The organism is Pseudomonas putida, assembly GCF_022627325.1.
Classification (GTDB): domain Bacteria; phylum Pseudomonadota; class Gammaproteobacteria; order Pseudomonadales; family Pseudomonadaceae; genus Aquipseudomonas; species Aquipseudomonas putida_X.
The window spans coordinates 148,062-168,524 of record NZ_JAETZZ010000006.1; the positions used below are offsets into that span (position 1 = coordinate 148,062).

Sequence of the window (20,463 nt, forward strand, 5' to 3'; positions counted from 1 at the left end):
TCTATTCAAGGAAGTTTGCAAACTGCCAGTCTTCGTCGACGCCGGCACCGGCACGCTCGTTTGGAAATAGTGCTTTAGATTTACTAAACGGTGTCCAGTCTGTGTAAGCGCCGACCATGTCTCCTAAATAACGCTGAGCGACCTCCAGTACGAGTCTAAAATCAATTTCTTCCGCTTCCACAAGCCCCTGCTTAGGATTAGCAATTGCCCATTTAACGCCAGCCAGGACCCCAGCAGCCACTTGCAAGGTGGTGGCCGAACTCTGGGGGTTAAGACGCTGAGCAGTGGAGTTTTCGAGTACTGAGCCATACCAGTAAGCATTCTTTTCATGGCCCATGAGAAGCACGCCCAGATAATCTGAACCGTAAACGATTTCGTCTCCCCGAAGCACTCGTTTACGCGGTTGCGGCTGCCAGAAATTGCCACTAAGTTCATGAATGGAAAGAATAGCGTCATTGCAGGGGTGATAGGCATAGTGGACTGTAGGTCGGTAGATGAGCCCACGGTCGTCTTTATAGGTCAGGTATTCTGACAGTGACAACGCCTCGTTATGGGTAATCAGTAATCCTAGGCACGGGCCGTAGGCAGGTGTCCAGGTTTTTACGCGCACCGACGCGCCTGGGCGATTCAGATAAATTGACTTACTTTCAGATGTTGTATGGAAGTGACCGTCGTCGGGCAAATGTTGTTCGTGAGTTCCCCATCCCAGCTCTGAGGGCTGGCATCCCTCTCCGATAAAACCATCTACAGACCAAGTGTTTAAGAACTCCCCTGGGTTTTTGGATTTATCTGCTACCTGGGTGTCGTGTTCCGCAACGTGAATGGTCTTGATATTCAGTTGCCAAGCTAATCGCGCCCAGTCTTGGCGTGTAATCGGGCTCGCGTTACTGGATGGATGTAGGTCTTGGGAAATATTGAGCAGGGCCTGTTTGGCGAAATGAGACACCAACCCGGGATTCGCTCCATGAGCAATGATCGCGGTTGGCCCATTATGCAATGCGCGCTTTAATGCGAGCATGCTTTCTCGCAAAGAGTAATTTGTTCTGTTTGCAGGTGGAATGCTGGGATCGGTGTAGTGCCCCGCCCATGGCTCAATGCAGGTATCCAGATACATAGCATTATTTTCATGGCAGAGCGCGATCAGATCTAAGGATGAAACGTCGACTGATAGATTGATGAGAAATGTTTCGTCATCAAGTTCCTTCAGAACGGATCTGTAGTTGTATTTTGTTAGTTTTTGATGAGCCCAAGTGACGCGCAGCCCTTGTTCCTTTGTCTCTTTGTCGTTAACTGAAGGGGCGATGATTTTTAGCGATTTTATTTCGTCGCGTAATTCATTGATAAGGAGAGGGAGTACTGCGCTGGATACCGCTCCGTAGCCAATAATGATGAGTTTCATATGCTAAAGCCCTGATTGGTTTTATAGTGTGAGGCTGCACTCGGTGTGTCGGTAATGTCGTTTGTAGTGTTGCCTTTCAGCGCGCGCTTTCGATGTGCTGTTGTGGGCTAGGTATCGCACTTGAATTTAATGTATCTAGGCGATGCATGACGTGATTTTCAAGATGCTGTTGCCTGGTGTCGCATTTCATCGGGTAACGACGTTTCGAAGTGTCAATACAATAGCTGTATTGCTAATAGGTCAAGGGTATTCTCGTGAATACCTGTTTTTTCAGACGTGTACTACAGATATAGCGCTGCGTTGCGTGGGATTTTTCTTATTAGTGGCTAGTTCGAGCTAGATATTTGAGATCTGGTGTGCACTTTCGAAAGTGCATGGTTGGTACGTGACTATCCAGGCATAGATACGCCACGCATGAGGGAAGTTGATTCATGCCTTCATGATGCCGGAATGGAGTTCGCATCAACGGAGTACCTCCCTTGGCATCGCCAACGTGCTGGCCTGGTTGCAGACCAGCGGAAGTCATAGCAACGGCCAAGACATGCTCGCCTGACTCAGGATGCGATGGTCACGATGTGTTAAGCGCTCATGCACGCACGATCAAGTGCACACGGCTTTTGCTTATTGAGAGCGAACCCTGGAAGCGGTCTTAACGGCGCACCGTCGGCACTTCGATCGCCAACGCTGCAGCCCCCAGCGGATGCGTACCCGCATCGAAGAAATGCAGCGCTGTGCCCGCCAGATCACCAAACCGTTCCACAAAGTGCTGCTTCTGATTGATCACCGAAGCCTCGCTCAACGGCCGTATGGCAATTGCAAGATGGCGCGGCCGCGCCTGGCGAATGGCGTCGAGCAGATGCTGGTCGCTGCTGTCCAGATGCTGCCCGAACAAGCATAGGCCCTGGCTTTCCTGGGCCAACTGGCCCAGGCACCAGCCCAGGTAGTCCGAGTTGCGGATGGCGCGCAGTTTTTCGTCGCTCCGGTCTTCGTTGACGAACAGCGGTACTTCCCCCGGGATGTTCACGGCAAAGCCGTCCAGCAGTTCGGCGCTTTCGGCGCTGCGCTGACGGGTGGTGCCGTCTGGCAGCTTGAGCAGGTGCAGGCCACCGTGCACATGCAGCACGCGCGTTCCTTCGCTGCGCGTGCGGCGTACGTCGAAGAAACCTTGCTCATCGAACAGCGTGGCGAAGCCCTGAGGTGCATGCTGCACTGCCCAAGGCAGGATCAGGTCATAGTTGCTGGTGTAGACACTACGGTAGCCGCGTAAGGCTTGGTTGATGGACGCCAGGGTCGTCACTGGCATCTTAGGCCATGGCAGGTGCACGGTGCGCACGGCGTGGATCAGCGCTTCCTTGATCGAGTAGTAGCGGTTCAGCGGCGCAGTAGAGTTGATCGCCAGCGCCGCATTGGCGCGCACGGTCTGGTTCAGTGTAGTGAGCACCGGTTCGAACAGTTCGGTGCCCAAGGACTTGAACAAGGCTTGGTCGCTGATCGCCAGCCCTTTTTTGCGGCCGGCGCGCTGGGCCTCTTCGAACAGCGAAAAGTAGCCGAATGGTTTCCACAGCACACGGCTGGCGCCGTTGCCCAGTAGCAGGGCTTCGCAGGGGTGGCGGTGGGCGAGTTCCTGCCAGGTGGCGAGGTGGGCGTCTAGTGCGGGCATGATGGGTCCATTCGCTGGAGCGGGAAACGGGGGCGACTTTAGCATGTCATGCAATGTGTGCGAGGGTTGCGCTAGAGCCACGACCAAGTTCGCAGAACGAAAGAGGACTTCAGATGCGCAATTGTTTGATCGGGATGCTGGCCTTGGCAGCGCTGGTGCAGGCCGGCGTGGCATTGGCAACGGACGGCAAGGCCCTCGCCGCAGCCCATGGCATACCCTACCCGGCAGTGATCGCTCACCGCGGCGCCTCCTATGATGCACCGGAATCCACCAAGCCCGCTTACCTGTTGGCCCGCGAGTTGGGCGCCGACTATCTGGAACTGGACCTGCAGCGCACGCGCGACGGCGTGCTGGTTGTGGTCCACGACGATGAGCTGTCACGTACCAGCGATGTCGCCAAGCGTTTCCCCGAGCGCAAACACAGCCCAGTCAGCGCCTTTACCCTCGCCGAGCTCAAGTCCCTGGACGCCGGTAGCTGGTTCAACGAGGCCTATCCGGCACGTGCACGGGCGTCGTTCGCCAACCTGCCGATCCTCACCCTCGACGAAGTCATCGATATTGCCGAAGGCAACCCGCAGCGCCAGCCCGGGTTGTACATCGAGACCAAGGTGCCCAGCCAGTTCCCCGGTATTGAGCGCCAGCTCAAGGAGCGCTTGAAGGCCCGTGGCTGGCTCGACCGGCCTGGGCGCGTGGTATTGCAGACATTCGACCGCAACAGCCTGGCGCTGCTGCACGAGACGATGCCGCAGGTACCGAAGATTCTGCTGCTGTGGGTGGGCACCAAGGCCATCGCACCGGCCTCGGGACACGATTTCGCGGGTTCAGGCGAAAGCGACAAGGCCGCTTTTTATGCCCGCCAGCAACCCAAGAGCCGGGCTGAATTCCTGCGCTGGCTGGACTTGGCCAAGCAGGGCGGTGCAATTGGAACCGGGCCTTCTGCCAGGCGCGGCAAGCTGGGCGAACAGAGCTACGCCGATCTCATTGAGCCATGGATGAACCAGGCCGGCCATGAGCGTGGGCTGTTGGTGCACGTCTATACGCTCGACGAGGCGCAGGACTTCGACGCAGCCATGAAGGCGGGGGTGGACGGGGTCTTTACCAACAGGGCGGGTGCGCTATTGCGCTTTTATGATCGCCCGGCTGAACGTGAGTCGGCTGTGCTGAAAAGGCTGGGGTACTGAGCGGTTGAGTCTGTCAAGCCGGCCGGCTTGCGGATGATCTTCGCCTCGAGGGCAGCGATGACGTTGCTGGAACGCCATGCGGGGGATGCGATGTGGAGCGGGTAGAGGGAATCGAACCCTCGTCGGAAGCTTGGGAAGCTACTGTTCTACCATTAAACTATACCCGCGTCTGCGCTCGACTTTTTACCAGAACCTGTCTGGAATTAGAAGCCCTCGTTATAAACCGGTGAAAAAAAACTGTCGGCGCCCATAGCCTGCAGGCCATGGCTACAGGGCGCCGATGCACTCAGATTGCCCATGCATGCTGCTCTTGGCTGGCGTTGTACGCAGTACGTGCCCGCACCTGGCGCACGGTCGGCTTGAGGAAACCGAGCAACGCGCTGCGGGTGGCTTCGCAGGCCGTCTTGTTTTCCATGTCCAGGAAGTGCCCGGCATCCCGGATCACCGTGAAGTGACTGTTGTCGACATGGTTGCCGAACTGGCGAGCGTCTTCGGCTGTGGTGTACTCGTCACGGTCGCCGTTGATGAACAGCACCGGGATGTCGATGTTACGTGCGCCACGCAGTGCCCGTTCCAGGTCATGCTGCAGTACCTGATTGATGTGGAAGTGCATCTGCGCATATTCATGGCTGTCCAGGCTGCTGACGTGCCGGTAGTTGAAGCGCTTGAACAGCGATGGCAAGTGCTTGCCGATGGTGTCGTTGACCAGGTTGCCGACCTGGTAGCGATCGCAGGCAGCCAGGTACTGGCAACCGCGGTTCAGGTAGTCGCGCATCGGTTCGTTGATCACCGGCGAGAACGAGCTGACCACCGCCTTTTTCACCCTACGCGGCTGGTGCGCCAGCGCCAGCAGGGTGCAGGCACCGCCCCAGGAGAACGACATCACGTGGTCGGCCTGGAAGTGCTCGATCAGCTCAAGCAGGATATGCGCCTCGTCTTCCTTGCTGATCAGGCGTTCCTGGCGGTTGTGCGCCTTGGACTTGCCCGAGTAGGGCTGGTCGTACAGCACGACATTGAACTGTGGGTGCAGGTTACGCACCGTCTGGGCGAACGAAGCCGTGGTGGCCAGCGAGCCATTGATCAGGATGATCGTCTTTTCGGCTGCATCCGCGCGATAGAACTCCGTGTAAACCCGATACTGACCTTGGATATCAAGTACAGCGATTTCTGGCCTCATGTCATCGACTCCTGGCGCAAAAAGGGTGTTCGCGTCACCTAGGGTGCACGTTCTTTATGACAGGTAGGCATTTGCCTGAAGGAATTACCGGGCCCTGTGTCGATCCTTGGCACACGTGTCGACGGTATTGTTTTTGGCGGGCAATCTGCCGTGCTCCAAGGCATCGAGGCCTTGGGTAGCCGACAAAAAGATGTCTTGGCGCGCAGCGTGACCGACGAGTCACGCGCGGACCGACAAGTTAGGAGTCAAGCATCGGGTCTGGCATCCCGCAAGTGCCGGCTGGATAAAATTGTGACTTTTCTCGCCGGGCGGTCGTACGACGTGTTGACCGTGCCTGAACCGCTCTAGACCGAGGCGATTTCTGCAGCCGTGAGCGCCCGGAATTCGCCCGGCGCCAAGCCTGGATCGAGCTGTATCGCCCCCATGGTTTCGCGGTGCAGCCCCACAACCTTGTTGTCGAAGTAGCCGAACATGCGCTTGACCTGGTGATAACGCCCTTCAGTGATGGACAGCTGCGCCGTACGCGGGCCAAGGATGTCCAGGTGCGCGGGGAGGGTAGTCAGGTCTTCGAAGGCGAAGTAGAAGCCTGCGCGAAACGTGTCGATGTAGTGCGCGCCGATTTCATCTTCCGTTTCCACCCGATAGCGCTTGGGCAGCTTCGTCGCCGGCTGCGTCAGGCGCCGGGACCACTGGCCGTCGTTGGTCAGGATCATCAGGCCGGTGGTGTTGTAGTCGAGCCGCCCGGCAATGTGCAGGTCCTCGCGCAACGGCGCAGGCAGCAGGTCGAGTACGGTGCGGTGCTGTGGGTCGTGAGTGGCGCTGACGCAGCCGGGCGGTTTGTGCAGCATCAGGTAGCGCGCCGGGCGCCCGGCCTGCAGCAGCAGATCATCCACCTCGATGCGGCTGAACACACGGACTTCGGCCTGCGGGTCGGTTACCGTTTCGCCATCCACCCGCACGCGGCGCTGTACCAGCAGCAAGCGTACTTGCTGGCGGTTGTAGCTGGGCAGGTTGGCAAGGAAGCGGTCGAGGCGCATGGCGTTGAGGTGGTCCAGGGAGGGGCGCGCAGTCTAGCGCTTTTTTGCCTCGATCCGTGCAGGCGCGTCCTCGGCCAGGCCGGCGCCTGCGGCGCAGCGCGGGCACAGGCAGGATTTGTCGCGCAGTTCTTCTGGCAGAGCCTGCAGAACGGCAGGGTCGATTGTCACCGCGTAGCACCAGCAGGCTGCGGCTGCGGTGCGTGGGTCGGCCAGGGTGCACTGGTTGAGGGCGCCACAGGCAGGGCAGTGCTGGCTGTCATTCATACACAAGTCCGGGATTTTCACTGCAGACGCGGTTGCGGCCGGCCTGCTTGGCACGATAAAGCGCACGGTCGGCGCGGGTCAGCAGGGCTTGTAGGGTATCGCCCGGCTGCAGGCCACTGAGGCCTATGCTGGTGGTCAGGCGCAACGGCTGTTCGTCATGGCTGAAGGTCAGTTGCTCGGTACGCCGACGGATCTTCTCCGCCACGTCGATCGCTTGCCGGCCTTGAGTTTCACGCAGCAGCACGATGAACTCCTCGCCGCCCCAGCGGCACAGTATATCCGACTGGCGCAGGCTGCCCTGGAGCACATTGGCAAACTGGCGCAGCACTTCGTCGCCTGCCAGGTGGCCGTGGTTGTCGTTGAGCGCCTTGAAGTGGTCCAGGTCGATCAACAGCGCCACCAGCGGGGCGCAATCGCGCTGGGCTTGTTGCAAGGCTTTTGCCGCCAGCAGATCGAAGCTGCGCCGGTTGGGCAGCCCGGTAAGGCTGTCGAGCGTGGCCAGGGACTCGATACTGGCCTGATGGCGCCTGAGCATGGCATGCAGCAGCGACACCACCACCAGGCTGATCATCGCGCAGATCGCCAGGTTGAGGTAGAGCGAGTGGCGAATGCGCGCCAAAGCGCCGGCCTCGCGTTTATCCACCAACAGGTACCAGTCAAGTTCGGGCAGGTGCCTTACGTTGAGAAAGTGGCTGTGGCCCTCGCTGTCTTTGTATTCATGGCTGCCCTCGGCGGGTACCGGCTGCTGCGCCTGCAAGGCATCCAGTTCGGGGTTGTCGCGCAGTGGCTGGCCGACCCGCAGGCCATGCGGCCCGCCGTCGGAGCCAGTGAGCAAGATTTTGCCCTTGGCATCGGTGAACAACACCGAACGCTGGTAACGCCGCTGGTAGGTGTCGATCAGCTTGACCACCGTGTCCACGCTCAGACCCACCCCGGTCGCACCGATGAACCGCTGCTGGTAGTCCAGCACGCGGTAGTTGATGAACACCGTGAGGCTGTCCTGGTTGGCCATGTCCAGGTCGACGTTGATTTCATAGGGTGCTTTCTGGTCGCGCAGGCGGAAATACCAAGCGTCGCGCCAGCTGTCGGGCTCGACCTGCTTGAGCACACCTTTGGCCTGGTAATAGGTCAGGGTGCGGTCGGAGACGAAGAACGAAGTGAAGGTGTCCTGCTTGCCCATGACTTCGCCAAGGAAGCGCGTGATGCGCTGAGTGTCCTGCTCGCCAGCGAGCACCCAGTCACGCAGGAAAGTGTCCTGGGCCATCATCGAGGCGATCAGTACCGGGCGGATGAGGTCTTTCTGGATTTCCGAATAGACCGTGTCGGAGGTCAGCGGCAGTTCAGTGTTGACGATGCCATCGCGGATCGCGCTGCGGGAGGCGAAATAGCTGAGCAGCGAGGTGGCGATGAAACCGCAGGCCAGCAGCATCAAGATGGTGAGGATCAGCGAGCGGTGCGCGAACAGAGCGGAACGTGAGGGCATGATCATCCCGTGATGTGTGCCGAGGCGATCATTCTAGTGATAAGCCTGGGAAAAGACTGCAGGTTTATTGGGGGTATCCAAGCTATTTCAAATTATTGCGGAAATGGCACTGCACGATGGCGACAATGTCTTATTCCTTGTCGATGTTCGCTTTGGCGTCGACGCTCGGCAGCGCCGCTGTGCGGGCACCCCAGCGGTCCAGGAGGCCGCCATGTCCTATCGAATTCTGTTGATCGCCCTGTTGGGCCTGATGACAAGCGCGTGCGTGCCCTACCACGAGGGTGGCCGTTATTATCGTACCGATTACTACACCGCTGACCGGTATGTCTCGCCGGGTTATTACCGTCATGACCGCTATTACGTCGCCCCCCAGCCGCGCTACTACTACCAGCCGGCGCCGCGCTACTACCGGCCTGCGCCGGTGCCGCAATACCGTGCGCACCCTCAGCCGGGGGTGAAGCAGTGGCATGGCAACCCGCGTTACGACTATGGCAATCGCCAGCGTTATGACTACGGCCGTGATCGCGACCGGCATGATTACCGCAATGACAGCCGGCGGTATCAGAACGACCGCTGGCACTCCAATGGCCGGGGTGATCGTGATCGCCGTCCGGAGGGTAGGCGCTCAGGTGACCGCAACTGGCAACGGTGAAGGTTTGTCGGGAGGGGCATAGCGGCCCCGGTCAGGCAAGATCTGCCAAAGGATGGCGCCCCTCCCATACCTTCTCAAAATGGGCCTCGACCACCGCCGCCGGCACTTGCGTGACATCCGGCCAGTGCCAGCGTGGCTGGTTGTCCTTGTCCAGCAGGCGGGCGCGCACGCCTTCGCTGAATTCGGGGTGACGGCAGCAATTGAGGCTCATGCTGTATTCCATCTGGAACACCTGGGCCAATGACAGATGCCTGGCCCGACGGATCTGTTCCCAGACCAGGTGCGCCGTGAGCGGGCAGCCCTCGTGCAGGCGTTGGCCAGCGGCGGCCAGCAAGGGGTCTTCATGCTGCTTGAGCCCCTCCAGTGCCCGCCACGCGGCCGCCGGGTCGGCAACATCGAGCAGGGCATCGATCAGCTGGCGCCGCGGCAACCACTGCGCCTGCGGCAGTTCGGCATAGGCACGGTGCTGCTCCGCCTTGAGCAGGCTGTTCAACTGCAGGTCGGTCTGTTCTTGCCAGTTGAGTTGCAACAACTCTTCGATAAGCCCGTCTTGTTGATGCTCGCCTAAGAATCGGTCCGCCAGGCCCAGGTCGATGGCGTCCCGGGCGTTGATGGGGGCGCCGGTCAGCCCCAGAAACAGCCCAAGCCTGCCCGGCAGGCGCCCAAGAAACCAGCTGGCGCCCACGTCGGGGTACAGGCCAATACTGATTTCTGGCATAGCCAGGCGGCTGCTGGGCGTGACGATGCGTACCCCGGCCCCCTGCAACAGCCCCATGCCGCCCCCCAGTACATGGCCGTGGCCCCAGCACAGCAACGGCTTGGGGTAGGTGTGCAGGAGATAGTCGAGGCGGTATTCGGCGGCGAAGAAGGTGGCTGCCAGCGGTGGCACGCTGCCAGGGTGGTCGCGGCAGGCCTGGGCCAGTGCCCGTACATCGCCGCCGGCGCAAAATGCCTTGGCGCCGTTGCCACGCAGCAATACACAGACTACGCCCGGGTCGCGTGCCCAGTCCTGCAGGTATTCGCCGAGCACTTCGATCATCGGCAGGCTCAGGGCATTGAGCGCCTTGGGCGCGTCCAGTGTGGCAATGCCGATGCGGGCGCCATCGGCGCCGGTAAGTACCTCGCAGTGAATGGTCATGGCTACCTCGTTCAAGTCATCGCTCAAGTATGGCTTGCCTGGGCGATCATGCAGGCCACAGGTCGGACCGATTGACAAGGGCAGATGGCTTACCTAGTGTCGCGCCATTGTTTACGGATGGCCCCATGACTGACGACGATCGCATCAAACTCGAACCCAGCTGGAAAAACGCCCTGCGGGCCGAGTTCGACCAGCCCTACATGCACCAGCTGCGTGAATTCCTGCGCCAAGAGTATGCCGCTGGCAAGGAAATCTACCCACCCGGCCCGATGATCTTCAATGCGCTCAACTCCACCCCGCTCGATCAGGTGAAAGTCGTCATCCTCGGCCAGGACCCGTATCACGGCCCGGGCCAGGCTCACGGCCTGTGCTTCTCGGTGCAGCCGGGTGTGCCGACCCCGCCGTCGTTGGTCAACATCTACAAGGAACTGCAGCGCGACCTGAACATCCCCATTGCCAGCCATGGTTACCTGCAAAGCTGGGCCGAGCAGGGGGTGCTGCTGCTCAACACGACCATGACCGTCGAGCGCGCCAATGCCGCTTCGCATGCCAAGAAAGGCTGGGAATTCTTTACCGACCGGATCATCCAGGTGGTCAGCGAGCAGTGTTCGAACGTGGTGTTCCTGCTGTGGGGCGCGCATGCCCAGAGCAAGCAGAAGCTGATCGATGGCACCAAGCATCTGGTATTGAAGTCGGTGCACCCCTCACCACTGTCGGCGTACCGGGGGTTCCTGGGTTGTGGGCATTTCAGCCGGGCCAATGGCTTCCTCGAACAGCGTGGCCTGGCGCCGATCAACTGGGCGTTGCCGCCGCTTTGAAGGGCAGGGGGGCTCTGAGGGGGGAGTGAGCGGCTGCCTTGCCTGCGATGTCGATGCAGCGCTGCATGGCACCGGCTTCGCCGGCGATGGGCTGCGCAGCAGCCCTGATCACATTGACTGTCTGACATCAACCTCAGGTCGCCTCCCACAAATGGTGCGTTCGCTTCAGTCCTGGCCTTTCACCCAGCATCTGAACAGCGGTTCGGCCAGAAACAGCACGAACAGCAAGCGCATCACTTGCAATGCGGTCACCAACGGCACCGACAACTGCAACGTCTCTGCGGTCAGGCTCATCTCGGCAATGCCGCCCGGCATCATGCCCAGCGTCAGCGAGCGCAGATCCAGCGCAGTCATCACGCTCAACCCCCAGGCGGCAGCGCCCGCGATCAACATGCACAGCGCGGTGGCGAGCAACGTGCGCAGCAAGAACGACGGCGCTCGGCGGAAGAATGTGCGGCTGAAGTGGCAGGCCAGGCCACTGCCGATCAACCATTGGCCGATCTGGCTGGCACCGTCGGGCAGGGCAATCTGCAGGTTGCCCGCCAGGCTTAGCGTGGCGGCCACCAGCAGCGGCCCGAACAGCCAGGGGTTGGGCTGGCGCAAGCGCTGCCAGGCGAGAGCGACCGCCACACCCAGCGGTGCGATCAGTGCCAGCCAGCCCCAGCTCACACTGGCGGTATGATTGAGCGGCACACCGTCACCGATCAGGAACTTGAACAGCGCCGGTACGCACAGCACCACCGCCAGCACCCGCAGGCTTTGCGCCGCAGCCACCTGGCTGAGCACCGCGCCGTTACGTGCGCCGAGGTTGACCATCTCCCCGGAACCCCCGGGCATGCTGGCAAAAAATGCCGTGGCACGGTCTTCGCCGGTACGCCGCAGCAACCAGACGCCCACCCCGCTGGAAACCGTGGTTAGCAGCGCGGCAAAGAAGATCAGCACGAAATGGCTGGCCACCTGTTCGATCACGGCAGGGGTGAAGTGCAGGCCGATACCCAGGCCGATGATGCATTGGCCGCATTTGCGGCCATTGGGGATTTCCGAGAGTTGCCAGGGCGTCAGGCAGCGCACCAGGATGATCGCCAGCAAGGCGCCGACCATCCAGGGCAAGGGCCAGCCGACCAGGCTGGCGAGATACCCGCCCGCCAGGCCGACCAGCCCTGTCGCCCAGTACAGCGGTAACGACCGATCAGGCATCGGCCATCGCCCGGCGCTGCAGGCTGCGCTTGCGCCAGATACGCAGCAGCGGCAGGCAGAGCATGAACACCACCAGTGCCCAGATGCCCATGCTGATCGAGCTCGACCACAGAATGCCCAGTTCGCCATTGGAAATCGACAGCGCACGGCGCAGGTTCTGCTCCATCAGGCCGCCCAGAATGAAGCCGAGCAGGATGGGCGAGAGCGGGAAGTCCAGCTTGCGCAGGATGTAGCCCATGATGCCGATGCCGACCATCAGGAACAGGTCGAAGGTGGTGGCGTGCACGGCGTACACACCGATCGCGGTGATGATCGCGATTACCGGCACCAGCGCCCAGTTCGGTACGGCGAGGATGCGCGTGAAGATGCGGATCATCGGGATGTTCAGGATCACCAGCATGATGTTGGCGACGAACAGCGAAGCGATCAGCCCCCAGACAATGTCAGGTTGCTGTTCGAACAGCAGGGGGCCGGGGGTGATGTTGTACAGGGTCAGTGCACCGATCATCACCGCCGTGGTGCCCGAGCCGGGAACGCCCAGGGTCAGCATCGGCACCAGGGCGCCGCAGCAGGACGCGCCGATGGCCGTTTCCGGGGCAGCCAGGCCACGGGCATCGCCCTTGCCGAACTTGCCACTTTCGCCGGCGATACGCTTCTCGGTCATGTAGGCCACGGCGCTGGCCAGGGTCGCACCCGCACCTGGCAGCACGCCCATGATGAAACCAAGCACGCCACAGCGAACATTGATGACGAACACCGAGGCCGCTTCCTTGAAGTTGAACAGCATGCGCCCCGTGGCTTTGACCGCCTGGTGGCCATGATGAGTCTTCTCCAGTAGCAGCAGGATTTCGCTGATCGAGAACAGGCCCAGCACCAGCACCACGAACTGGATACCGTCGGCTAGGTGCACGCTGTCACCGGTGAAGCGGTATACGCCGCTGTTGGCGTCGATGCCCACCGCTGACAGGAACAGGCCGATCAGGGCGGCGATGAAGGTCTTCAGCGGTTTGTCCCCGGCCATGCCGCCCAACGCAACGATGGCGAACACCATCAGCACGAAGTACTCCGCCGGCCCGAAGGCGATCGCCCATTTCGCCAGCAGCGGGGCGAACAGCACCATGCCGCAGGTGGCGATGAGTGCGCCGATGAACGAACTCCACGCCGACAGCGACAGGGCAACGCCAGCCAGGCCGTTGCGGGCCATCGGGTAGCCGTCCAGGGTGGTCATCACGGTCGAGGCTTCGCCCGGGATATTCAACAGGATCGAGCTGATCCGCCCGCCGTATTCGCAGCCCAGGTACACCGCTGCCAACAGGATCAGTGCCGACTCTGGGGGCAGGCCGAGGGCGAAGGCGATCGGGATCAGCAACGCCACGCCGTTGATCGGGCCCAGGCCCGGCAGCAGGCCGACCACGGTGCCGATGAGGGTGCCCGAAAGGGCGGTAACCAGGTTGTAGGGGGTCAGGGCAACGCCGAAGCCCTGGCCCAGGTAGCTCAAGGTATCCATCTGTCAGTTCTCCAGTACGCTCAGCAGGCCGAGGGGCAGGGGCACATCCATCACGCGGTCGAACAGCCAGTAGAGGAACAGGCTCATGCCCACCACCACGAGGGTGCTGTGCAACCAGCGGCCGCCGTACAAGCGGGCCATGGGGATGCCAACCAGGATGGCGCTGAGGATGAAGCCCAAGGCTTCAAAGGTGCTGGCGAAGACCAGCAGCAGGCCGACGCAGATAGCAATCTTGGTCAGGGTCGCGCGGTCCAGCGCAGGCTCGTCGTCCTTGTGCACGATGGGCGTGGGGCGTATGGCGAGATAGAGCAGGCCAAGGCTCATCAGGCCAAGCATCAGCAGCGGGTAGGCCCGTGGGCCGACCGGTTCGTAGGAAAAGGCCGCCTGGTAGGGCCAGGCCATCACGGCCAGGACGGCGCACAGCGCCAGCAGAGCCAGGGCGAAGATGCGTTGCAGGATCATTGGGAATCCTCATTGAGGTTGCAGTGGCCGTGCAGGCCTTTTCGCCGGCACGCTGGCTCCCTACGCTGTAGCCGTGGGAGCCGACTTGCCGGTGATGTGGCCAGTACAGGCGCCCAGGCTTACTGAACCAGGCCAAATTCCTTGGCCAGTGCCTTGTAGTCCGCCACTTGCTTCTTCACATAGGTGTCCAGCTCTGCGCCGGTCATTGCGAACGGGAACAGCTCGCGCTGGTCACGCAGCTTGGCGAAGTCTTCAGAGGCAAGCATCTTGTCGAAGGAGTCCTTCCACCAGGCATACTCCTCGTCGCTCACTTTCGGCCCAAGGTAGAAACCGCGCACCACCGGCCAGACGATGTCGTAGCCCTGTTCCTTGGCGGTTGGGATGTTTTTCATCTCCGGCTCGTCGAGGCGGTTTTCCGAGAACACGGCGAGGATGCGCATGTTGCCGCTCTGGATGTGGGGCATGGAGTCGGAGATATCGGTGGAGCCGACCTGGATGTGGCCACCGAGCAGCGCAGTGGCGATCTCACCGCCACCTTCAAGGGCCACGTAGCGCAGGTCGCGCGGGTTGATGCCGGCGGCCTTGGCGATCAGGGCTGTCTGCATCCAGTCCTGGCTGCCGACGGTACCGCCAGAGCCGATCACCACCTTGCTCGGGTCTTTCTTCAGCGCTGCGACCAAGTCATCCAGGGTCTTGTAGGGTGAATCGCTTTTCACCGCGATGGCGCCGTAGCTGGTGCCGACCGCCGCCAACCATTTCACGGCATTTTCGTCGAAGCGGCCGAATTTGCCCTGGGCCAGGTTGAGCAAGGAGCCGCTGGACCATGCCACCAAGGTGCCGGCATCCGCTGGGCGCTGCGCTACCACCGCGTTGTAGGCCACTGCGCCGACACCACCTGGCATGTAGGTGACGCGCATCGGTTTGCTGAGGATCTTCTCCTGCACCAGGGCACTTTGCACCAGCTTGCAGGTCAGGTCGAAGCCGCCACCGGGCGAGGCCGGGGCGATGCATTCGGGGCGTTTGGGTTCGGCGGCGATGGCATGGCCGGCCAGCAGCAGGCAGCCGGTAGCCAGGGCGAGGCGGCGCAATGAAAAGGTCATCGTCTATCTCCGTTAGCGTTGTTGTTATGGGTTACCACAGGGCGACGCTGTAGCTCACCAGCAGCCGTACTTCGTCGGCATCGCGGGCGAAATTCGAGCGGAAGGTCGCGTTGCGCAGGCGCACGGCGACGTTTTTCAACGGGCCGCTTTGAACCACGTACTTGAACTCGGTATTACGTTCCCACTCCTTGCCCTCGCTGCCATCGGCGCGGCTGACGTTGTCGCCGTTGATGTAGCGGGTCATGAAGGTCAGGCCCGGAATGCCCAGCGCCGCGAAGTTGTAGTCGTAGCGCACTTGCCACGAGCGCTCGTCGGCCCCGGCGAAGTCGTTGATCTGCACGAAGTTGACCAGGTATGGGTTGGCACCATCGACATAAGGGAAGGCGCTGTCACCTGACAGGTGCTGGTAGGCGGCGCTCACCTTGTGCCCGCCCAAGGCATAGCTGAACATGCCGTTGACGGTGGTGTTGTCGATGCTACCGGCCTTGGCCTGGCCCTGATCGTCGCTCACGGCCAGGCGCAGGTCGGCACCGAAGGTGCCCGGGCCCCAAGGCTGGGTGGCGACCATGCCGAGGAAGTGCTGGCGGTAGATGTCGTCGAGTTGGGCGAAGTGGTAGCTGCCGGTGATGCGATCGGTGAACTGGTAGTCGACGCCCCCCAGGTCGAGGTTGTCGGCCGAGAACGTGCCGCCGAAGCGGCCGTTCTTGTTGTTCAGGGCCAGGTCTTCCCAGTTGGTGTCATTGCGATCCTTGACCTTCTCCAGCCGCCCGCCGGTGAAGGTGAGGTGCTTGATCTCCTTGGAGGTGACCAGGCCGCCCTCGAAGGTTTGCGGCAGAATGCGCCCGTCGTTGGGCTGCAGGGTCGGCAGTTCGGGGATCAGCGAGCCGATTTTCAGTTCGGTCTGGGACACTTTCACTTTGCCGGTCAGGCCGAGTTTGGAGTACTCATCGGCGGCCTTGCCATCATCGTGGGTCGGCAACAGCCCAGAGCCTGCGCGGTCGGGGCTTGAGTCGAGCTTGATGCCGAGCATGCCCAAGGCGTCCAGGCCAAAGCCCACGGTGCCGTCGGTGTAGCCGGACTCAAAGTTGAGCATCAAGCCCTGGGCCCACTCGTCGCGCTTGGACTGCTGCGCACTGGTGCCGTCGCGAAAGTCGCGGTTGAAGTACATGTTGCGGGTTTCGAAGGTTGCCGTGCTGTCTTCGAAGAAGGCGGCCTGGCTCATCGGGGCGACGCCGGCCAGCGCGAAGGCACAAGCGTAGGCGTATGGGCGTGCGGAAAGGGAACGGGTAGGCGCGAACGCCTGCGGCTGCGATGACAGCATCGAGGATGACTCCGTTATTGTTCTTATTGGTTGCACCTTGCTGGTGCTTTTTTTCGGCGCATGGGGCGACCGTGGTGCGATGCTAGGTAACGAACCTTTCGCTAACCTTTCAGCCTGAAAGGTTTGTTACGAGGGGCTTCACAGACCGGGCGACAGCGGTACACTCCGCGCCACCGCCCCACCCGAGCAGGGAGAATCCGATGCGTGTGCTGCTGGTCGAAGACCACGTACAACTGGCCGAAAGCGTGGCCCAGGCCCTGAAGAGCCATGGCTTGACCGTGGATGTGCTGCATGATGGCGTGGCCGCCGACCTGGCGCTGGCCAGCGAGGAGTACGCCGTTGCCGTGCTCGACGTGGGCTTGCCGCGCATGGACGGCTTTGAAGTGCTGGCCCGCCTGCGTGGGCGCGGCAAGACCCTGCCGGTGCTGATGCTGACTGCGCGCAGCGATGTGAAGGACCGGGTGCATGGCCTGAACCTGGGCGCCGACGACTACCTGGCCAAACCTTTTGAGCTGACCGAGCTGGAAGCACGGGTCAAGGCGCTGCTGCGGCGCAGCGTACTGGGCGGCGAGCGCCAGCAACGCTGCGGTCCGCTGGTGTATGACCTTGATACCCGGCGGTTCACCCTGGGCGAGGACACCTTGACCCTGACCTCCCGTGAACAGAGCGTACTCGAGGCGCTGATCGCCCGGCCCGGCCGGGTGATGAGCAAGGAGCAGTTGGCCGCCCAGGTCTTTGGCCTGGACGAAGAGGCCAGCCCTGACGCCATCGAAATCTACATCCACCGCCTGCGCAAGAAGCTCGACGGCCAGCCGGTGGCCATTGTCACATTCCGCGGCCTCGGCTACCTGCTCGAGCACCGCGATGCGTGACAATGGCAGCCTGCGCGGGCGCTTGCTGGGCAACCTGGCGCTGCTGCTGGTCGTGCTGATGCTGGCCAGCGGCCTGAGCGCCTACTGGAATGGGCGCGAGGCTGCCGATACGGCCTATGACCGGACCTTGCTGGCATCGGCGCGGACCATCGCCGCCGGCCTGTCCCAGCGCGACGGTACCCTCAGCGCGGACGTGCCCTACGTGGCGCTGGACACCTTTGCCTACGACAGTGCCGGGCGCATCTACTACCAGGTGCTGGACATCAACCAGAAACTGATCTCGGGCTACGAGAACCTGCCGCCCCCGCCGCCAGGCACACCGCGTACGGACGATTACCCGGCGCTGGCGCGCTTCTACAACGCCACCTACCTCGGGCAGGACGTGCGCGTGGTCAGCCTGCTCAAGGCTGTGAGCGAGCCGAACATGAACGGCATGGCTGAAATCCGGGTGGCCGAGACCGAGGAGGCGCGGGTGAGCATGGCCCGTGGGCTGATGGCCGACACCCTGCTGCGCCTGGGTATGCTGGCGCTCGGGGCATTGGGGATGGTCTGGTTCGCGGTGAGTGCGGCGCTGCGCCCGCTGGAGCGTCTGCGCAAAGCCGTGGAAGAGCGTCAGCCGGATGACCTGCGCGCGCTGCCGCTGGTACAGGTGCAGCGTGAGCTTGACCCGCTGGTGCGTGCCTTGAATCACTTCACCGAACGCTTGCGAGGGCAGTTCGAGCGCCAGGCGCAATTCATTGCCGAGGCCGCCCACGAACTGCGCACGCCGTTGGCGGCCCTCAAGGCGCGGGTCGAACTGGGCTTGCGGGCGAAACAGCCCGAACAGTGGCACCAGACGCTGGAGTCTGCCGCCCAAGGCACTGACAGGCTGACCCATCTGGCCAACCAGCTGTTGTCGTTGGCCCGTGTGGAAAATGGCGCCCGGGCAATCGCCGAGGGTGGCGCTCAGCGCCTGGACCTCAGCCAACTGGCCCGCGAGCTGGGCATGGCCATGGCGCCGCTGGCGCATAAACGCGGTGTGGCCTTGGCGCTGGAGGCCGCGGCGCCGGTGTGGCTCAAAGGTGAGCCGACCTTGCTCAACGAATTGCTCAGCAACCTGATGGACAACGCGCTGGCCCATACCCCGGCGGGCGGTAACGTGATCTTGCGGGTGCTGGCGCCAGCGATACTGGAGGTCGAGGATGATGGCCCCGGTATTCCCGAAGATGAGCGCGAGCGGGTGTTCGAGCGCTTCTATCGACGCAGCGCCCAAGGCACTGGCTTGGGGTTGGCGATCGTCGGTGAGATCTGTCGCGCGCACCTGGCGCAGATCAGTCTGCACGACGGCGAGAAGGGCGGGCTGAAAGTGCGCGTGAGTTTTATCGCTGACTGAGGCCTTGCCTGCGCGGCACCGTTGGCGGGCAAGGCACGGCTAGCGCAGCATGCTGCGCGCTTCCAGCAGCTCGCCAACCTCCAGCTCCGTGCCAAACGGCAACCCCAGGTGGCGATAGGCCGGCAACGCCGCCAGAGGCCGGCTGCGCCCGCGCTGGCTGAGGCAGCGGGCGATCTGCACCACGTCGATGTAGTCGATTTTGTCGGTGCGCCGGTCCAGGTCCTGCACCTGGCTTGGCAGGTTGACCAATTGCTCGGGGAATTCCCATGACGAAAGGATCTTGTCCCCCAGCACAGGCTGGATCTGCTCGATCACGTAGTGCAGGCATACCGGGTCCGAGAGCAGTTCGTTGTGCTCTTCGGCGTAGATCAGTACCGGCAGCGCGCCAATCTGGTTGACCAGGCCGCCGAGGGTAGCCTGGTCAGGCTTGAGGTGGGTGAAACGACGGCAGATTTCATAGCTGATGCCCGCGACTTCCAGGCTGTTCGCCCAGATATCCCGTAGTTTTTGCTCAACTGCCGCTGAGCGTGCGTGGAAGATCTGTTCGATCACCAGGCCGATGGCCAGGTTGCAGCTGTAGTTGATGCCCAGGCGGGTGATGGCCGTATGCAGGTCGGTGACCTCGATCGCCGCCCGCAGCAGGGGGCTGTTCACTACCTTGATCAGGCGGGCGGAGAGGGCCGCATCGCGGCCAATCACCTTGCTCAGGGCAGCAACGCTGATTTCCGTGTCCTCGGCGGCCTCACGGATGCTCAAGGCAACTTCCGGAAGGGTCGGCAGGACCAGGTCATCGTTGGCGATGGCAGCCAGCAACTGTGCTTGAACCATCTCGGCCAGCTTGTTCATTTACTTCTCTACAGCAGGGGTGGCGGGCTGGTCAGCGCTGGATTTCCCGGTCGCGATCCAGTTCGTAGGGTAGGCTCGAAACCTGCAGGCGTGGGCCTTGCAGGCTGCCCAGGTGCAGGTTGTCATCCTCCACGGCCTCGGCACTGAGTACCGCTAGCAGTTCGCAGCCCTGGCCCGTGCCAGCGGCAATGACCACTTCGCCAACCGATGAGCCATGGGTCGGCGAGAAGATCTGCGCCCCTGGGGCAGGAATAGCTTGCTGGTCCAGCAGCAGGCGGTACTGGCGTCGCTTGAGCTTGCCCAGATACTGCATGCGCGCGACGATTTCCTGGCCGGTGTAGCAGCCTTTCTTGAAACTCACGCCATCGACCGCCTGCAAATTGATCATCTGCGGGATGAACAGCTCACGGGTCGGGCCCATGACCTGGCCGATGCCGGCACGGACCTGCCCCAGCAGCCAGTCGTTCAGCGGTGCTTCAGGCAATGAGGTTGCCAGTTTTTCGCGCACGCTGGCGGCGGCGTCCGCCGGTACCCAAAGCTCCACGCGCCCCTCGGAGACGGCCACGGCGATCAGGCCTTCATGGCGTTCGGTGGCGCCCGCGTTGGTCGGCACCTTCAAACCCAAGGCCAGCAGCGCCGCATCACCGCCCTGCAGGCCGAAACGCGCCCAGGCAGCGCTTTCGTCGCTGAGCGTGGCCTTGGAAAACACAGCGTACTTTTTCAGGTCGGCCAGCTGTGCCTCGAGCAGCTCGCTGGCCATGGCCAACAGGTAGCCGTTGCCTTCGGGCAGGATGCGGAAGCTCGACTGCATGCGCCCCTTGACCATGCAGCGGGCGCCCAGGCTAGCGTACTCGGGGCTGAGGTAGTTGATGTTGCAGGTCAATTGGCCCTGCAGGAACTTGCCGGCATCGGAGCCGCGGACGGCGAGGATGCCCTCGTGGGACAGCGGGCAGTAGAAAGCGGAATCGGCCATGGGG

At 62.0% G+C, this 20,463-nt stretch carries 19 protein-coding genes and 1 tRNA gene; 5 read left to right on the forward strand and 15 right to left on the reverse strand.

The window, feature by feature from the left end:
• Position 1 precedes the first annotated feature (1 nt).
• Both JNA92_RS11690 and JNA92_RS11695 read right to left on the reverse strand, forming a co-directional pair.
• Complete coding sequence (locus JNA92_RS11690; RefSeq protein WP_241804809.1) at positions 2 to 1,399, reverse strand: saccharopine dehydrogenase C-terminal domain-containing protein; 1,398 nt, start codon at positions 1,397 to 1,399, stop codon at positions 2 to 4.
• A gap of 649 nt (positions 1,400 to 2,048) precedes the next feature.
• Positions 2,049 to 3,059, reverse strand: coding sequence for a DUF4917 family protein (locus tag JNA92_RS11695; RefSeq protein WP_241804810.1), 1,011 nt, complete (start codon positions 3,057 to 3,059; stop codon positions 2,049 to 2,051).
• A 113-nt stretch (positions 3,060 to 3,172) separates the two neighbouring features.
• Between JNA92_RS11695 and JNA92_RS11700 the strand changes: the two genes are divergently transcribed.
• Complete coding sequence (locus tag JNA92_RS11700; RefSeq protein ID WP_431312459.1) at positions 3,173 to 4,240, forward strand: glycerophosphodiester phosphodiesterase; 1,068 nt, start codon at positions 3,173 to 3,175, stop codon at positions 4,238 to 4,240.
• Between the two features lie 93 nt (positions 4,241 to 4,333).
• Here JNA92_RS11700 and JNA92_RS11705 read toward each other — a convergent pair.
• The 5 genes from JNA92_RS11705 to JNA92_RS11725 form a co-directional block, all read right to left on the reverse strand.
• A tRNA-Gly gene (locus JNA92_RS11705) sits at positions 4,334 to 4,407 on the reverse strand.
• 119 nt (positions 4,408 to 4,526) lie between these two features.
• Positions 4,527 to 5,417 carry an alpha/beta fold hydrolase gene (locus JNA92_RS11710; RefSeq protein WP_241804811.1) on the reverse strand — a complete coding sequence of 297 codons (891 nt, stop codon included), beginning with the start codon at positions 5,415 to 5,417 and terminating at the stop codon, positions 4,527 to 4,529.
• A gap of 344 nt (positions 5,418 to 5,761) precedes the next feature.
• Positions 5,762 to 6,454, reverse strand: a complete 693-nt coding sequence (locus JNA92_RS11715; protein WP_241804812.1) for a pseudouridine synthase — start codon at positions 6,452 to 6,454, stop codon at positions 5,762 to 5,764.
• A gap of 33 nt (positions 6,455 to 6,487) precedes the next feature.
• On the reverse strand, positions 6,488 to 6,718 hold the full coding sequence (locus JNA92_RS11720) for a cysteine-rich CWC family protein (protein WP_241804813.1): 231 nt from the start codon (positions 6,716 to 6,718) through the stop codon (positions 6,488 to 6,490).
• Complete coding sequence (locus JNA92_RS11725) at positions 6,711 to 8,201, reverse strand: sensor domain-containing diguanylate cyclase (RefSeq protein ID WP_241804814.1); 1,491 nt, start codon at positions 8,199 to 8,201, stop codon at positions 6,711 to 6,713. The genes JNA92_RS11720 and JNA92_RS11725 overlap by 8 nt, the downstream gene beginning before the upstream one ends.
• A gap of 211 nt (positions 8,202 to 8,412) precedes the next feature.
• On the opposite strand from JNA92_RS11725, the gene JNA92_RS11730 reads away from it, so the two are divergent.
• Entirely contained in the window at positions 8,413 to 8,853 is a 441-nt protein-coding gene (locus JNA92_RS11730) for a hypothetical protein (RefSeq protein WP_241804815.1), read from the forward strand.
• Between the two features lie 31 nt (positions 8,854 to 8,884).
• Here JNA92_RS11730 and JNA92_RS11735 read toward each other — a convergent pair whose 3' ends face one another.
• Positions 8,885 to 9,991 carry an enoyl-CoA hydratase/isomerase family protein gene (locus tag JNA92_RS11735; protein ID WP_241804816.1) on the reverse strand — a complete coding sequence of 369 codons (1,107 nt, stop codon included), beginning with the start codon at positions 9,989 to 9,991 and terminating at the stop codon, positions 8,885 to 8,887.
• Positions 9,992 to 10,116: 125 nt separating this feature from the next.
• Between JNA92_RS11735 and ung the strand changes: the two genes are divergently transcribed.
• Positions 10,117 to 10,809, forward strand: coding sequence for a uracil-DNA glycosylase (gene ung / locus JNA92_RS11740; protein ID WP_241804817.1), 693 nt, complete (start codon positions 10,117 to 10,119; stop codon positions 10,807 to 10,809).
• A 165-nt stretch (positions 10,810 to 10,974) separates the two neighbouring features.
• On the opposite strand, the gene JNA92_RS11745 is transcribed toward ung, so the two are convergent.
• From JNA92_RS11745 to JNA92_RS11765, 5 genes are all read right to left on the reverse strand, one after another.
• Positions 10,975 to 12,006 (reverse strand): AbrB family transcriptional regulator, encoded by a 1,032-nt coding sequence (locus JNA92_RS11745; RefSeq protein ID WP_241804818.1) that lies wholly within the window; start codon positions 12,004 to 12,006, stop codon positions 10,975 to 10,977.
• A complete protein-coding gene (locus JNA92_RS11750; RefSeq protein ID WP_241804819.1) occupies positions 11,999 to 13,513 on the reverse strand; it encodes a tripartite tricarboxylate transporter permease in 1,515 nt (504 codons plus the stop codon). The genes JNA92_RS11745 and JNA92_RS11750 overlap by 8 nt, the downstream gene beginning before the upstream one ends.
• Before the next feature lie 3 nt (positions 13,514 to 13,516).
• Complete coding sequence (locus tag JNA92_RS11755) at positions 13,517 to 13,975, reverse strand: tripartite tricarboxylate transporter TctB family protein (RefSeq protein ID WP_241804820.1); 459 nt, start codon at positions 13,973 to 13,975, stop codon at positions 13,517 to 13,519.
• Positions 13,976 to 14,094: 119 nt separating this feature from the next.
• A complete protein-coding gene (locus JNA92_RS11760) occupies positions 14,095 to 15,075 on the reverse strand; it encodes a Bug family tripartite tricarboxylate transporter substrate binding protein (protein WP_241804821.1) in 981 nt (326 codons plus the stop codon).
• A 31-nt stretch (positions 15,076 to 15,106) separates the two neighbouring features.
• Positions 15,107 to 16,396, reverse strand: coding sequence for an OprD family porin (locus JNA92_RS11765; RefSeq protein WP_241804822.1), 1,290 nt, complete (start codon positions 16,394 to 16,396; stop codon positions 15,107 to 15,109).
• A 200-nt stretch (positions 16,397 to 16,596) separates the two neighbouring features.
• Between JNA92_RS11765 and JNA92_RS11770 the strand changes: the two genes are divergently transcribed.
• The gene (locus JNA92_RS11770; protein ID WP_241804823.1) at positions 16,597 to 17,268 is read left to right on the forward strand and encodes a response regulator; all 672 of its coding nucleotides are present in this window, start codon (positions 16,597 to 16,599) and stop codon (positions 17,266 to 17,268) included.
• Entirely contained in the window at positions 17,261 to 18,640 is a 1,380-nt protein-coding gene (locus JNA92_RS11775) for a sensor histidine kinase (protein WP_241804824.1), read from the forward strand. Before JNA92_RS11770 ends, JNA92_RS11775 begins: the two co-directional genes overlap by 8 nt.
• 39 nt (positions 18,641 to 18,679) lie before the next feature.
• Here JNA92_RS11775 and JNA92_RS11780 read toward each other — a convergent pair whose 3' ends face one another.
• Both JNA92_RS11780 and JNA92_RS11785 read right to left on the reverse strand, forming a co-directional pair.
• Positions 18,680 to 19,486 (reverse strand): HDOD domain-containing protein, encoded by an 807-nt coding sequence (locus JNA92_RS11780; protein WP_241804825.1) that lies wholly within the window; start codon positions 19,484 to 19,486, stop codon positions 18,680 to 18,682.
• 31 nt (positions 19,487 to 19,517) lie between these two features.
• Positions 19,518 to 20,459, reverse strand: a complete 942-nt coding sequence (locus tag JNA92_RS11785; RefSeq protein ID WP_241804826.1) for a YgfZ/GcvT domain-containing protein — start codon at positions 20,457 to 20,459, stop codon at positions 19,518 to 19,520.
• Positions 20,460 to 20,463: the final 4 nt, after the last annotated feature.

What these genes read in the sequence shown, in the direction of transcription:
- JNA92_RS11785 (WP_241804826.1), bottom strand. Translation starts at nt 20,459, where the DNA reads ATGGCCGATTCCGCTTTCTACTGCCCGCTGTCCCACGAGGGCATCCTC.
- JNA92_RS11750 (WP_241804819.1), bottom strand. Translation starts at nt 13,513, where the DNA reads ATGGATACCTTGAGCTACCTGGGCCAGGGCTTCGGCGTTGCCCTGACC.
- JNA92_RS11770 (WP_241804823.1), top strand. Translation starts at nt 16,597, where the DNA reads ATGCGTGTGCTGCTGGTCGAAGACCACGTACAACTGGCCGAAAGCGTG.
- JNA92_RS11690 (WP_241804809.1), bottom strand. Translation starts at nt 1,399, where the DNA reads ATGAAACTCATCATTATTGGCTACGGAGCGGTATCCAGCGCAGTACTC.
- JNA92_RS11765 (WP_241804822.1), bottom strand. Translation starts at nt 16,396, where the DNA reads ATGCTGTCATCGCAGCCGCAGGCGTTCGCGCCTACCCGTTCCCTTTCC.
- JNA92_RS11720 (WP_241804813.1), bottom strand. Translation starts at nt 6,718, where the DNA reads ATGAATGACAGCCAGCACTGCCCTGCCTGTGGCGCCCTCAACCAGTGC.
- JNA92_RS11730 (WP_241804815.1), top strand. Translation starts at nt 8,413, where the DNA reads ATGTCCTATCGAATTCTGTTGATCGCCCTGTTGGGCCTGATGACAAGC.
- JNA92_RS11760 (WP_241804821.1), bottom strand. Translation starts at nt 15,075, where the DNA reads ATGACCTTTTCATTGCGCCGCCTCGCCCTGGCTACCGGCTGCCTGCTG.
- JNA92_RS11725 (WP_241804814.1), bottom strand. Translation starts at nt 8,201, where the DNA reads ATGCCCTCACGTTCCGCTCTGTTCGCGCACCGCTCGCTGATCCTCACC.
- JNA92_RS11700 (WP_431312459.1), top strand. Translation starts at nt 3,173, where the DNA reads ATGCGCAATTGTTTGATCGGGATGCTGGCCTTGGCAGCGCTGGTGCAG.
- JNA92_RS11775 (WP_241804824.1), top strand. Translation starts at nt 17,261, where the DNA reads ATGCGTGACAATGGCAGCCTGCGCGGGCGCTTGCTGGGCAACCTGGCG.
- JNA92_RS11715 (WP_241804812.1), bottom strand. Translation starts at nt 6,454, where the DNA reads ATGCGCCTCGACCGCTTCCTTGCCAACCTGCCCAGCTACAACCGCCAG.
- JNA92_RS11780 (WP_241804825.1), bottom strand. Translation starts at nt 19,486, where the DNA reads ATGAACAAGCTGGCCGAGATGGTTCAAGCACAGTTGCTGGCTGCCATC.
- JNA92_RS11710 (WP_241804811.1), bottom strand. Translation starts at nt 5,417, where the DNA reads ATGAGGCCAGAAATCGCTGTACTTGATATCCAAGGTCAGTATCGGGTT.
- ung (WP_241804817.1), top strand. Translation starts at nt 10,117, where the DNA reads ATGACTGACGACGATCGCATCAAACTCGAACCCAGCTGGAAAAACGCC.
- JNA92_RS11755 (WP_241804820.1), bottom strand. Translation starts at nt 13,975, where the DNA reads ATGATCCTGCAACGCATCTTCGCCCTGGCTCTGCTGGCGCTGTGCGCC.
- JNA92_RS11735 (WP_241804816.1), bottom strand. Translation starts at nt 9,991, where the DNA reads ATGACCATTCACTGCGAGGTACTTACCGGCGCCGATGGCGCCCGCATC.
- JNA92_RS11695 (WP_241804810.1), bottom strand. Translation starts at nt 3,059, where the DNA reads ATGCCCGCACTAGACGCCCACCTCGCCACCTGGCAGGAACTCGCCCAC.
- JNA92_RS11745 (WP_241804818.1), bottom strand. Translation starts at nt 12,006, where the DNA reads ATGCCTGATCGGTCGTTACCGCTGTACTGGGCGACAGGGCTGGTCGGC.